This is a genomic window from Novosphingobium album (ex Hu et al. 2023), from assembly GCF_022832385.1.
Lineage (GTDB): Bacteria > Pseudomonadota > Alphaproteobacteria > Sphingomonadales > Sphingomonadaceae > Novosphingobium > Novosphingobium album.
The window spans coordinates 16,197-28,455 of record NZ_JALHLE010000004.1 but is presented as its reverse complement, the minus strand read 5'-3'; the positions used below and the strand labels follow the sequence as shown (position 1 = coordinate 28,455).

Sequence of the window (12,259 nt, the reverse complement as noted above, 5' to 3'; positions counted from 1 at the left end):
GGGCGTTCCCATGCCGCATCATGCGCGAATTTCGCGGATTGGCCGGTCGCGGGTGCAAATGATTAATGCGCCGGTCATCATACACTTAATGGCAATGGTAACATAAACTGGACGTAATTCGTTCAGTACTCCCACACGTATCCATACAGGGTGGTCGCGTTCGGGTGGGTGGGCGAATAGGCAAGGTGCCGGTTATGAAGGTTCCAGAGTTTTCTCAAAGCCGTCCGATAGAGGAGGCGGAGGGTCTGAACGAGAAGCGGATCGAACCGCGCGTTGCGCTGCTGTTGCGCAGTGCCAAGTTGGCGGGAGCGTCCGGCGAATTTCTATGCATTGTTCGTGACGTGTCGAATAGCGGAGCCAAGCTCCGCCTGTTCCATCCTATGGTCGATAGTGAAGAGCTGGTGCTGGAAACGGCGACGGGTCAACGCGTAGCGGTCGAAAAAGTCTGGGAGAATGGCAACGAGGCCGGTATCCGGTTTCTGGACGCGATCGATATTTCGCAATTCGTGGCCGAACACGGACCGTTTCCCAAGCGTCCCATGCGCATCAATCTGGATTGTTCCGCCCGGCTGCGTCATGGCGGAGCTGCTTACGGAAGCCGCATTCACGATCTTTCGAGTCAGGGTGCCAAGATCGAGACCTCCCAGCATCTCGCGATCGGGCAGGTGCTGGGTCTTGAGGCTGACAACTTGCCGGCGTTTGATGTGACGGTGCGCTGGCGGCGTCACCCGTATTATGGACTGGTGTTCCATCAGGTCATGTCATTGGAAGAGTTCGCTTTGCGCGTGCATCAACTGCAGGCGCAAGGCAGGGCCTAGCATCCGTCTTCCAATGCTCGTCGGGTACGCCGGGCATCAAAAAGGGGCGGGTCCCCAGACCGGCCCCTTTTCAATTGTCTTGCAATTGACGCCGCGTCAGGCGGCGTTGGCGGCGCTGAGCACGGCGCGCACGCTGGCGGTGGCGACGTCCTCGTCGATGCCGACGCCCCAGATGGTGCGGCCATCGGGCAGCACGCATTCGACATAGGCGGCTGCACGGGCATCCGAGCTCTTGCCCATCGAATGTTCGGCATAATCGCGCACTTCGAGCTCGACACCGAAGCTGTCCTTCAGGGTCGCGATGACCGAGGAGATGAGGCCATTGCCCTTGCCCGAGACGCTCTGCTCCTTGCCGTTGACGCCGATCTTGCCAGCGAAGACGCGGGTGCCGTCGGCGCTCCTAGCTTCGTCCCAGTCGATCAACTGGAAGTGCTGCGGCTCATCAAGGCGGTAGGCCTTGCGGAAGACCTGCCAGATGTCGCTGGCCTGCAGTTCCCGGCCGAGTTCGTCCGCCAGATCCTGCACGTGCTTGGAGAAATGGGCCTGCATCCTCTTGGGCAGCTTGAGGCCCTGATCCTGTTCGATCACCCAGGCAAAGCCGCCCTTGCCGGACTGCGAGTTGACGCGGATCACCGCCTCGTAGTCGCGGCCCAGGTCTGCCGGGTCGATGGGCAGGTAGGGAATCGACCAGAGCTGGTCGTTGCGCGTTTCCTGCGCGGCAAAGCCCTTCTTGATCGCATCCTGGTGCGAGCCGGAGAAAGCGGTGAAGACCAGTTCACCACCATAGGGATGGCGTTCGGGCACCTTGAGCTGGTTGCAGTACTCGACGGTCTGGATGACTTCGTCGATATCCGAGAAATCCAGTTCCGGATCAACGCCTTGCGTGTACATGTTGAGGGCGACTGTCACCAGGCAGCAGTTGCCGGTGCGCTCGCCATTCCCGAACAGGCAGCCTTCCACGCGGTCCGCACCGGCCATCAGGCCCAGTTCCGCCGCCGCGACGCCGGTACCCCGGTCGTTGTGGGTGTGCAGGCTGATGACTGCCGATTCACGGTTCGGCAGGTTGCGGCAGAAATACTCGATCTGGTCGGCGTAGATGTTCGGCGTTGCCGCTTCGACCGTCGCGGGCAGATTGAGGATGATCGGATTTTCCGGCGTGGTCTGCAGGATGTTCATCACCGCTTCGCAGCACTCGATCGAGAAATCGAGTTCGGCGGTCGAGAACGTCTCCGGCGAGTATTCCACATGCCACTTGGTTTGCGGATACTTGGCGATCTGGTCGCGGATGATCTTCGCCCCGTTCTCGGCAATGCCGCGGATTTCGGACTGTTCCATGCCGAACACGACGTTGCGCCACAGGGGCGAGACGGCATTGTAGACATGGACGATCGCGGCGTGGACACCGGCGAGGCTTTCGAACGAGCGTTCGATCAGGTCCTGGCGGGACTGGGTCAGCACCTGAATCAGCACGTCCTCGGGAATGCGGCCGGAATCGACGAGGCCGCGGATGAAATCGAACTCGGTCGCCCCTGCGCTCGGGAAGCCGACCTCGATTTCCTTCAGGCCCACTTTCACCAGCAGGTCGAAGAAGCGGCTCTTCTTTTCGGCGCCCATCGGGTCGATCAGCGCCTGATTGCCGTCGCGCAGGTCGGTGGAGAGCCATCGCGGTGCCTTGGTGATGACCTGCGAAGGCCATTGGCGGTTGGGCAGGTCGATCTGCGGGAACGGTCGGTACTTGACCGAGGGATCTTTCAGCATGGTCATGGTCGTGTCTCGCTCGGGAATTCGTCTTCTACTGGGCGTCGCTGTTTCAGGTCCCCTTGGGCGCCGAGCGCGCCGCAGGTGCGACGCGTCAACTCACGCCCAAGGGCGTGTAAGTCGCAGGAGAAGGCCGAGACGGAGATTCATGGTTGTGCCTATGGGCATTCACTGGCGCCGTGTAAAGAGGCAAAGGCAGTCCAGCTGGCTCGAAATCGCGCTTTTTGGCCGTGGCGGCATAGCGGCTAGCCCGATACGAGCACGGTCTTGCTGGCGGGCAGAGCAGAGGATTAGGTTTGCGGGATGACCGCTATCCGCCCTTTCCACCTTTCGATTGCCGAAGAGCAACTCGACGACCTTCGCCGCCGTATCGCGATGACCCGCTGGCCGGAGCGCGAGACGGTGAATGACTGGTCTCAGGGAACGCCGCTGGCCGCGCTGCGCGACCTCATTCGGTACTGGGCCGGTGACTACGACTGGCGCCGCTGCGAGACGCGGCTGAACCTGTTCGGCCAATATCTGACGGAAATCGATGGGGTCGACATTCATTTCCTGCACGTCCGCTCGCCGCATCCGCAGGCCATGCCGCTGATCCTGACGCATGGCTGGCCGGGTTCGGTGATCGAGTTCATGGAGGTGATCGCGCCGCTGACTGATCCCGTGGCGCATGGGGGCAGGGCGGAGGACGCCTTTCACGTCGTAGTGCCGTCGTTGCCCGGATACGGCTTTTCGGGCAAACCGTTCGCACCCGGTTGGGGCGTCGAACGGATCGGGCAAGCCTGGGCCGAACTGATGCGCCGCCTCGGCTACGGCCGCTGGTTTGCGCAAGGCGGCGACTGGGGCGCGATCGTCACGACGGTCATGGGGGGGCAGGCGCCCGAAGGACTGGTCGGCATCCATACCAACATGCCTGTCGCAAGGCCCACGCGTGAGGACTACGCCGATCCCAGTCCGGAAGTGACGGCCGCGAAAGAGGCGGGCCAGAAGTACAAGGCTGTCGATTCCGGCTATTCCGCGATCCAGTCGACCCGGCCGCAGACGATTGGCTATGGTCTCGTCGATAGCCCGGTGGCTCTGGCGGGCTGGCTTTACGAGAAGATGTGGTCGTGGACGGATAACCGCGGCTCGCCGCTCGATGCCCTTTCGATGGACGCGATTCTCGACAATGTAATGCTCTACTGGCTTCCCGCCACCGGGGCTTCAGCGGCGCGGCTTTACTGGGAGAGCTTCGACGCCATCGGCCGCTCGCAGCCGGTGCATCTGCCAGCAGGCGTGACGACCTTTCCGCGTGAGATCACCAGGGCCCCGCGCAAATGGGCCGAGCGTATCCTGCAGAACCTCGTGTACTGGAACGATGCTCTACAAGGTGGCCATTTCGCCGCGTGGGAGCAGCCGGACATATTCGTCGAGGAAGTACGCAGCTGCTTCGCGCTCATGCGCTGATCAGGTGCAGCGGAAGCCCTTGATCACGCCATCGGCATCGACATTGATGTTGAGGCGGTCGGGGCGGTAGTCCATCGTTACGATTGTTCCGGGCGTTAGCACGCGAACCGGATGATCGCCGCGCCAGGCGCGGATTGCTGCGACCGCCTCGTCAGTAGCTTTCGTGCCTATGTAGGCACTCAGCTCTTCAGCACCACAACCGGGTTCCAGACTGGGCCTTGGCGGCATGGCCGCCTCAACCGGCGGCGTTTCGGCGGAACATGCGGCAAGGTTCAGCAGAGTGGCAGCAAGGGCGAGGCGGGGCGTGATCATGGGCATCTCTCCTGACCGTCAAGGCCAGCCTAGCGCGGATAGCGGCAGCCTTCAAACGACAACTCCCGGCCCTGCCTTGCGGCGGGACCGGGAGTAGGTCCTGGCCTCCGGGGAGGCCGGATCAGGAACTGATCAGTTCTTGGTCTTGTCGACCAGAGCGTTGGCGCCGATCCAGGGCATCATCGCGCGCAGCTTGGCGCCGGTTTCCTCGATCTGGTGGCGCTGGGCCATCTTGCGGGCGGCCTTCAGTTCGGGCTGGCCGGCGCGGTTGTCCATCACGAAGGCCTTCACGAAGCGGCCCGACTGGATGTCGGTGAGAACGCGCTTCATTTCCTTCTTGGTCTCTTCGGTGATGATGCGCGGGCCGATCGTGATGTCGCCGTATTCGGCGGTGTTCGAGATCGAGTAGCGCATGTTGGCGATGCCGCCTTCATACATCAGGTCGACGATCAGCTTGAGCTCGTGGAGGCACTCGAAGTAGGCCATTTCCGGTGCGTAACCGGCTTCCACCAGCGTTTCGAAGCCAGCCTGGACGAGCGCAGTGGCGCCGCCGCAGAGCACGGCCTGCTCGCCGAACAGGTCGGTTTCGCATTCCTCGCGGAAGTTGGTCTCGATGATGCCCGAACGGCCGCCGCCGACGCCCGAGGCATAGGCAAGGGCGATGTCGTGGGCATTGCCGGTGGTGTCCTGCGCGATCGCGACGAGGCAGGGCACGCCGCCGCCACGCTGGTATTCGCTGCGCACGGTGTGGCCGGGACCCTTCGGCGCGATCATGATCACGTCGATGTCGGCGCGCGGCTCGATCAGGCCGAAGTGGACGTTGAGGCCGTGGGCGAAGGCGAGAGCCGCGCCGGGCTTCAGGTTGGCGTGCAGGTCTTCGGCATAGATCGCGGCCTGATGCTCGTCGGGCGCGAGGATCATGATGATGTCGGCCCAGGCAGCGGCGTCCTTGTTCGACAGGACCTTGAAGCCGGCGGCTTCGGCCTTCTTGGCGGTCGCCGAACCTTCGCGCAGGGCGATGGCGACTTCCTTGACGCCGCTGTCACGCAGGTTCTGCGCGTGGGCGTGGCCCTGGCTGCCGTAGCCGAGCACGGCAATCTTCTTGTCCGTGATCAGGTTGATGTCGCAATCGGCGTCGTAATAGACCTTCATCGTACTGTCCTTTCGGCGGCCCGGACTTTGCCGGGCCTGGTATCGGTGCGCCTGTGGCGCGGGGTTCGGTTAGGCTTCCGGTCTTGCGAAAGCCATGGATCAAATGGTCAGGCTTCCTTGGTGCCGCGGATCATGCCGACAACACCGGTACGGCCCACTTCGACAAGGCCCAGCTCGCGCATGATCGCCACGAAAGTGTCGATCTTGTCGGGAGCGCCAGTCAGCTCGAAAATGAAGCTTTCGGTCGTGGTATCGACCGGCTTTGCGCGGAACACGTCGGCGATGCGCAGCGCCTCGACGCGCTTTTCGCCTGCGCCCGCAACCTTGATCAGCGCCAGTTCGCGCTGGACGAAGGGGCCTGCCTCGGTGAGGTCGACGACCTTGTGCACCGGCACCAGCCGTTCGAGCTGGGCGTGAATCTGGTCGATCTGGCTCGGCGGGCCGTGGGTGACGATGGTGATCCGGCTCACCGCGTGGTTCTCGGTGATGTCGGCCACGGTCAGGCTGTCGATGTTGTAGCCGCGTGCGGTGAACAGGCCGGCGATCTTGGCGAGAATACCCGCCTCGTTGTCGACCGTCACGGTCAGGACGTGCCGTTCCTCGGCCTCGTGCTTGATGTGCATCATTTCCATTATTTTCCTAGGCGGACCGAGCTCAGACGAGCGCCTTGGCCTCGTCATCCATGGTTCCGGCGACCGTATCGCCGTACAGGATCATTTCGGTGTGCGAGGCGCCCGAAGGGATCATCGGGAAGCAGTTCGATTCCTTGGCGACCAGACAATCGACGATCACTGGGCCGGGATAGTCGATCATCGCCTGGATGCCCGCATCGAGCTCGCTTTCGTTCTCGATACGGATGCCCTTCCAGCCATAGGCTTCGGCGAGCTTCACGAAATCGGGCAAGCTGTCCGAATACGAGTTCGAATAGCGGCTCTCGTAGGTCAGTTCCTGCCACTGGCGGACCATGCCCATCCACTCGTTGTTGAGGATGAAGACCTTGACCGGCAGGCGGTATTGCGTGGCGGTACCCAGTTCCTGGATGTTCATCTGGATCGAGGCGTCGCCCGCGATGTCGATGACAAGGCTGTTGGGGTTGCCGAGCTGCGCGCCGATCGCGGCGGGCAGGCCATAGCCCATGGTGCCGAGGCCGCCCGACGTCAGCCACTTGTTCGGGCTGAAGAAGTGGAAGTGCTGTGCCGCCCACATCTGGTGCTGGCCGACTTCGGTCGAGATGATCGGGTCCATCGGCTTGGTCAGCGCGAACAGGCGCTGGATTGCAAGCTGCGGCATGATCGCATCGCGGTTGTCAGGGAACGAGAGGCTCTTCTTCTGGCGCCAGGTGTCGATGCGGTCCTTCCACGCGGTCAGGTCCTGCGGCTTGCGGTCGCCCCAGACTTCGAGGATCTGCTCGAGAACCTGCGCGCAGTCACCGATGATCGGGAGGTCGACCCGGACCGTCTTGTTGATCGAGGACCGGTCGATGTCGATGTGGATCTTCTTCGAATTCGGCGCGAAGGCATCGAGGCGGCCGGTCACGCGGTCGTCGAAGCGGGCGCCGACGCAGATGATCAGGTCCGACTGATTCATTGCCATGTTGGCTTCGTAGGTGCCGTGCATGCCGAGCATGCCCAGCCAGTCGCGGCTGTCTGCCGGGAAGGCACCGAGGCCCATCAGCGTCGAGGTGACGGGCGCGCCGGTCTTGGCCTGCAACTCGCGCAGCAATGCGGTCGCCTGCGGGCCGGAATTGATGACGCCGCCGCCGGTGTAGAACACGGGCGCCCTGGCTGCCGCGATCATCGCGACGGCATCTTCGATTTCCTCGATCTCACCCCTTGTGCGCGGCGCATAGCGCTGGCGGCGCTGGGCCGGGCCGTCATGCCATGTGGCCATGGCAATCTGGACGTCCTTGGGGATGTCGATCAGGACCGGGCCGGGCCGGCCGGTGGTGGCGATCTGGAAGGCCTCGTCGACGACCGCGGCCAGATCGGCCGGATCCTTCACCAGATAGTTGTGCTTGGTGCAGTGGCGCGAGATGCCGACGGTATCGGCTTCCTGAAACGCGTCCGAACCGATCAGCGCGGTCGGAACCTGCCCGGTGATGACGACGAGCGGGATCGAATCGAGGAAGGCATCGGCAATGCCGGTAACGGCATTGGTCGCGCCGGGGCCAGAGGTGACGAGTACGACGCCGGGCTTTCCGGTCGAGCGCGCATAACCTTCGGCCGCATGGGCCGCACCAGCTTCGTGGCGCACGAGGATGTGGCGGAGGCGCTCGTCGCCGAAGAGAGCATCGTAGATCGGAAGCACGGCACCGCCGGGGTAGCCGAATACGAATTCGACGCCCTGCTTGACCAGGCTTTCGACCAGGATGTTTGCGCCGCTGCGCTCTTCACTCACAACACATTCCTTTATCAAGTTTGGCCCGTTTGGTGCGAGCCGTCTCGAATCGATGCAGGCCCGATTGCCCGGGCTCCATTCGAAAGCGCGCATCCATAGTGGGACTGCCCCCGGAAACAAGCGTTTCGCGAGGTCTTGCGCCTTCTAAAGAAACCGACCCGGCACGACAATGGCCGTACCGGGTCAACCTCTCCTCCCTGCAATACTTCCATCAGCAGGCTGTTGGGGCGCTTTATGTGATGCTATCTGTCACGTCAACCCAAAAATAGGAAATAAAATATCAATAACGCCGACATTATGGTAATTTTGAAATTCAACGCGAGGCCACTCCGGAGGCGGTTGGTGGCGTAACCAGGTGTATTGGCGCTTCGCATAATTGCGCGTGGCCTGCGATCCGCGCATGATGGCATCGTCCAGAGACCACGATCCGGTAACGACTCCGGCCAGTTCGGGCACGCCGATGGCGCGCATCACGGGAAGCGCCGGGTCGAGTCGCCGTGCGAGCAGGACTTGCACTTCCGCCATCGCGCCGCGCTCGATCATGCGGGCAAAGCGCAAGTCGCAGCGCTCATAGAGCGCCTGCCGCTCGGGCAGCAGGATGGCGGGAAAGAGCGTGACGGCATCGCCGATTCCGCCGGTAGTCATCGCCTGCCAGTGGGCAAGCGGCTTGCCGGTGGAGCGTACGACTTCCAATGCGCGCGCGATGCGAGTGGTGTCGGCGGGGGCAAGACGGGCGGCCCGATCCGGATCTTCGGCCTGCAGTGCGGCAAAGGCTTGTTCGACGCGCAGGGCGCGCACCTCATCGCGAACGTGTGGGTCGATCGGCGGCACCGGCGCAATGCCATCGAGCAGGGTGCGTATATAAAGGCCTGTTCCGCCCACGAGGATCGGCACTGCGCCTTCGGCATGGACATCGGCGATCGTATCCCGCGCCACGCGGGCCCAGTCGGCGGCGGAACAGCTCTGCGCCCCATCCCACGCCCCGAACAGGCGGTGTTCGATGCCGCCCATCTCGTCTTCAGTCGGGCGTGCGCTCAGGATCGTCAGGTCGGCATAGACCTGCGAACTGTCGGCATTGACGATGACCGTCCGGCGACCGCGCCTTTCCAGTTCCTGCGCGAGCATGACCGCACAATCGCTCTTGCCGCTGGCGGTCGGCCCTGCAATGAGCGCCAGCGGCGGCCGGTCTCCGGCTTCGATATCATATGACGCATCAAGGGAATTCGCAGTGCTCATTGCCCGCCTGATAGCAGAACCGGATCATCTTTCGACCCGGCTCGAAGCCGCGAAAGCGGACATGGCCCAATCGGGCGTGCGGATCGCCTCGGCCTCGATGCTCGATTTCTGCGGGCAGACGATGGAAATCGACTCCCCTGATGATGATGCGGCAGCGCTGCGTGCCGGGCTGGACGCACATTTTGCCCCCAGTGACGGCCTTGTCTGTGCCGACGAGCCGGCGGTCCCGCAAGTGTTCATCTCGGACATGGATTCGACCATGATCGGTCAGGAATGTATCGACGAACTGGGCGATTTCGCAGGGCTGAAGGACCGGATCGCGGCCATCACCGAGCGCGCGATGCAGGGCGAACTCGACTTCGAACAGGCACTGCGTGAGCGCGTCGGGCTTTTGGAAGGGCTTTCGATCGATGCGATCGACCAGTGCCTGACGGGCCGTATCCGTCCGATGGCCGGAGCCAAGGTCCTCGTTGAGACGCTCAAGAAGCTGGGATGCCGCACCGTGCTGGTAACAGGCGGCTTCCATCACTTCGCCGATCCCGTCGCCGAATGGCTGGGTTTCGAGCAGGTCGTCGGCAACCGGCTCGAAGTATCGGGCCGCAAGCTGACCGGCGGGCTGGTCGGCGGGATCGTCGACAGCTCGGTGAAGAAGGCGACGCTGGATTCGCTGATGGCAGAGGAGCCGGAAGGGGCGACCAGCCTTGCGACCGGTGACGGCGCCAACGATATTCCGATGCTGCAGGCCGCGACTTACGGCATCGCCTACCGTGCCAAGCCCAAGGCCCGTGCGGCTGCCAATGGCTGGATCGATCGCGGCGACCTGACGAGCGTGTTGCGCCTGCTCGGCATTCCCGAGAAGGACTGGGTGCAGGGCTGATACGAAACCGCCCCCAAGCCTGACGGGCAAGGGGGCGGTAAATACGTCTGAACTGTCAGTAAGCGATCAGGCTTCCATCCAGTCCTTGAAGAATGCCTCGTTGGCTTCGCGCAGCGCGGCAACTTCAACGCCTCCAACAGTGGAGCCACCGACCGAGCCGATCTTGACGGCGCCCGGCAGCGCTGTGCCTGCGGGAGCGGTCACAACATAGCGGCTCTGGTCTTCGCCGAAAGCTTCGGCGGTGGTGAGCGGCTTATCGAGCGTGCAGCCCTTGCCGCTGGCCAATGCCATTTCGGCGAGTGTCACCAGCAGGCCACCGTCGCTGACGTCGTGGACGGCGGTAACTTTGCCTTGGCCGATCCAGCCACGTACGGCGGCGCCGTGGGCAGCCTCGGCCTTGAGATCGACTGCGGGGGCATCGCCTGCCTCACGGCCCGCGATTTCGCGCAGCCACAGCGACTGGCCGAGGTGCGTGCCATTGCCGCCGAGCAGAAACACCTCGTCGCCGTCGTTCTTGAACGCGATAGTCGCCATCTTGTCGTGATCGTTTAGCAGGCCGACGCCGCCGATGGCCGGGGTCGGCAGGATCGCCGAGCCGCCACCGGTTGCCTTCGATTCGTTGTAGAGCGAGACGTTGCCGCTCACGATCGGGTAGTCGAGCGCACGGCAAGCATCGCCCATGCCGTTCAGGCAGCCGACGATTTGGGCCATGATCTGCGGACGCTGCGGATTGGCGAAGTTGAGGCAGTTGGTGATCGCCAGCGGCAGTCCGCCGACCGCGCTGATGTTGCGGTAGGTCTCCGCGACCGCCTGCTTGCCGCCTTCATAGGGATCGGCGTAGCAGTAACGCGGGCTGCAATCGGTGCTGATCGCAAGCGCCTTCTGCGTGCCGTGGACGCGGACCACTGCGGCGTCACCGCCTGACTTCTGCATCGTGTCCGCGCCGACCTGGCTGTCGTACTGTTCCCAGATCCACTTGCGCGAGGCGAGATCCGCGCAGCCCATCAGCTTGACGAGGTCCGCGCCGATGTCGGTGCTTTCCGGCACATCGCCGAGCGCGGGAACGGCGGCCAATGCCTTGTATTCCTCAGGCGAGACGTAGGGGCGCTCGTATTCCGGCGCATCGTCGGCCAGCGGGCCCAGCGGGATGTCGCAGACGACCTCGCCGTTGAATTCCAGCACCATGTGGCCGGTGTCGGTCACTTCGCCGATCACGGCGAAGTCCAGTTCCCACTTCCGGAAGATGGCTTCGGCCATGGCTTCCTTGCCCGGCTTCAGCACCATGAGCATGCGTTCCTGGCTCTCGGACAGCATCATCTCGTAAGGCGTCATCGCCTCTTCGCGGCACGGCACCTTGTTCATGTCGAGGCGGATGCCGGCGCCGCCCTTGCTGGCCATTTCAACCGAAGACGAGGTGAGCCCCGCGGCGCCCATATCCTGAATGGCGACGATGGCGTCGGTCGCCATCAGTTCGAGGCAGGCTTCGATCAGCAGCTTTTCAGTGAAGGGGTCGCCCACCTGCACGGTCGGGCGCTTCTCGTCCGAGTTCTCGTCAAAGTCGGCCGAGGCCATGGTGGCGCCATGGATGCCGTCGCGGCCGGTCTTCGAACCGACATAGACAATCGGGTTCCCGAGGCCGGTGGCGGCGCAGTAGAAAATCTTGTCGGTATCGGCCACGCCCACGGTCATCGCGTTGACGAGGATGTTGCCGTCATAGGCCTTGTGGAAGTTCGTCTCGCCGCCGACGGTGGGCACGCCCACGCAATTGCCGTAGCCGCCAATGCCCGCGACGACGCCCTGCACGAGGTGCTTCATCTTGGGGTGGTCCGGACGGCCGAAGCGCAGCGCGTTCATGTTGGCAACGGGGCGCGCGCCCATCGTGAAGACGTCGCGCAGGATGCCGCCCACGCCCGTCGCCGCGCCCTGATAGGGCTCGATGTAGCTGGGGTGGTTGTGGCTCTCCATCTTGAAGATAGCAGCCTGTCCGTCGCCGATGTCGATAACGCCGGCATTCTCGCCGGGGCCGCAGATGACCCAGGGCGCCTCGGTCGGCAGTTTCTTCAGGTGGAAGCGGCTCGACTTGTACGAGCAATGCTCCGACCACATGACAGAGAAGATGCCGAGCTCGACGAGGTTGGGCTCGCGGCCCAGCGCATGCAGCACGCGCTCGTATTCTTCGGGGTTGAGGCCATGCGCCTCGACGACGTCAGGGGTGATTCCGCTCATGCGTCGCGCCTTAGCCCCGTCCTGTCGTATGCGCTAGCCC

At 63.4% G+C, this 12,259-nt stretch carries 10 protein-coding genes; 3 read left to right on the top strand and 7 right to left on the bottom strand.

Features of this window, described 5'->3' with window-relative positions:
• The first annotated feature begins 194 nt into the window (after window positions 1-194).
• Window positions 195-818 carry a PilZ domain-containing protein gene (locus tag MTR64_RS03330; RefSeq protein WP_243990781.1) on the top strand — a complete coding sequence of 208 codons (624 nt, stop codon included), beginning with the start codon at window positions 195-197 and terminating at the stop codon, window positions 816-818.
• 96 nt (window positions 819-914) lie between these two features.
• On the opposite strand, the gene leuA is transcribed toward MTR64_RS03330, so the two are convergent.
• Entirely contained in the window at window positions 915-2,582 is a 1,668-nt protein-coding gene (gene leuA / locus MTR64_RS03325; RefSeq protein WP_243990780.1) for a 2-isopropylmalate synthase, read from the bottom strand.
• Between the two features lie 297 nt (window positions 2,583-2,879).
• On the opposite strand from leuA, the gene MTR64_RS03320 reads away from it, so the two are divergent.
• Window positions 2,880-4,019, top strand: coding sequence for an epoxide hydrolase family protein (locus MTR64_RS03320; protein WP_243990779.1), 1,140 nt, complete (start codon window positions 2,880-2,882; stop codon window positions 4,017-4,019).
• On the opposite strand, the gene MTR64_RS03315 is transcribed toward MTR64_RS03320, so the two are convergent.
• From MTR64_RS03315 to miaA, 5 genes are all read right to left on the bottom strand, one after another.
• On the bottom strand, window positions 4,020-4,331 hold the full coding sequence (locus tag MTR64_RS03315; protein WP_243990776.1) for an I78 family peptidase inhibitor: 312 nt from the start codon (window positions 4,329-4,331) through the stop codon (window positions 4,020-4,022).
• A 132-nt stretch (window positions 4,332-4,463) separates the two neighbouring features.
• On the bottom strand, window positions 4,464-5,483 hold the full coding sequence (ilvC, locus tag MTR64_RS03310) for a ketol-acid reductoisomerase (protein WP_243990773.1): 1,020 nt from the start codon (window positions 5,481-5,483) through the stop codon (window positions 4,464-4,466).
• Between the two features lie 107 nt (window positions 5,484-5,590).
• Window positions 5,591-6,109 (bottom strand): acetolactate synthase small subunit, encoded by a 519-nt coding sequence (gene ilvN / locus MTR64_RS03305; RefSeq protein ID WP_243990771.1) that lies wholly within the window; start codon window positions 6,107-6,109, stop codon window positions 5,591-5,593.
• A gap of 28 nt (window positions 6,110-6,137) precedes the next feature.
• Window positions 6,138-7,880, bottom strand: a complete 1,743-nt coding sequence (ilvB, locus tag MTR64_RS03300) for a biosynthetic-type acetolactate synthase large subunit (RefSeq protein ID WP_243990756.1) — start codon at window positions 7,878-7,880, stop codon at window positions 6,138-6,140.
• Between the two features lie 249 nt (window positions 7,881-8,129).
• The gene (gene miaA / locus MTR64_RS03295) at window positions 8,130-9,116 is read right to left on the bottom strand and encodes a tRNA (adenosine(37)-N6)-dimethylallyltransferase MiaA (protein ID WP_243990753.1); all 987 of its coding nucleotides are present in this window, start codon (window positions 9,114-9,116) and stop codon (window positions 8,130-8,132) included.
• Between miaA and serB the strand changes: the two genes are divergently transcribed.
• Window positions 9,109-9,993, top strand: a complete 885-nt coding sequence (gene serB, locus MTR64_RS03290; RefSeq protein WP_243990751.1) for a phosphoserine phosphatase SerB — start codon at window positions 9,109-9,111, stop codon at window positions 9,991-9,993. The two genes, miaA and serB, sit on opposite strands and share 8 nt — an antisense overlap.
• Window positions 9,994-10,059: 66 nt before the next feature.
• On the opposite strand, the gene purL is transcribed toward serB, so the two are convergent.
• Window positions 10,060-12,219: a phosphoribosylformylglycinamidine synthase subunit PurL gene (purL, locus tag MTR64_RS03285; RefSeq protein WP_243990749.1), complete on the bottom strand. Its 2,160-nt coding sequence runs from the start codon at window positions 12,217-12,219 to the stop codon at window positions 10,060-10,062.
• Window positions 12,220-12,259 lie beyond the last annotated feature (40 nt).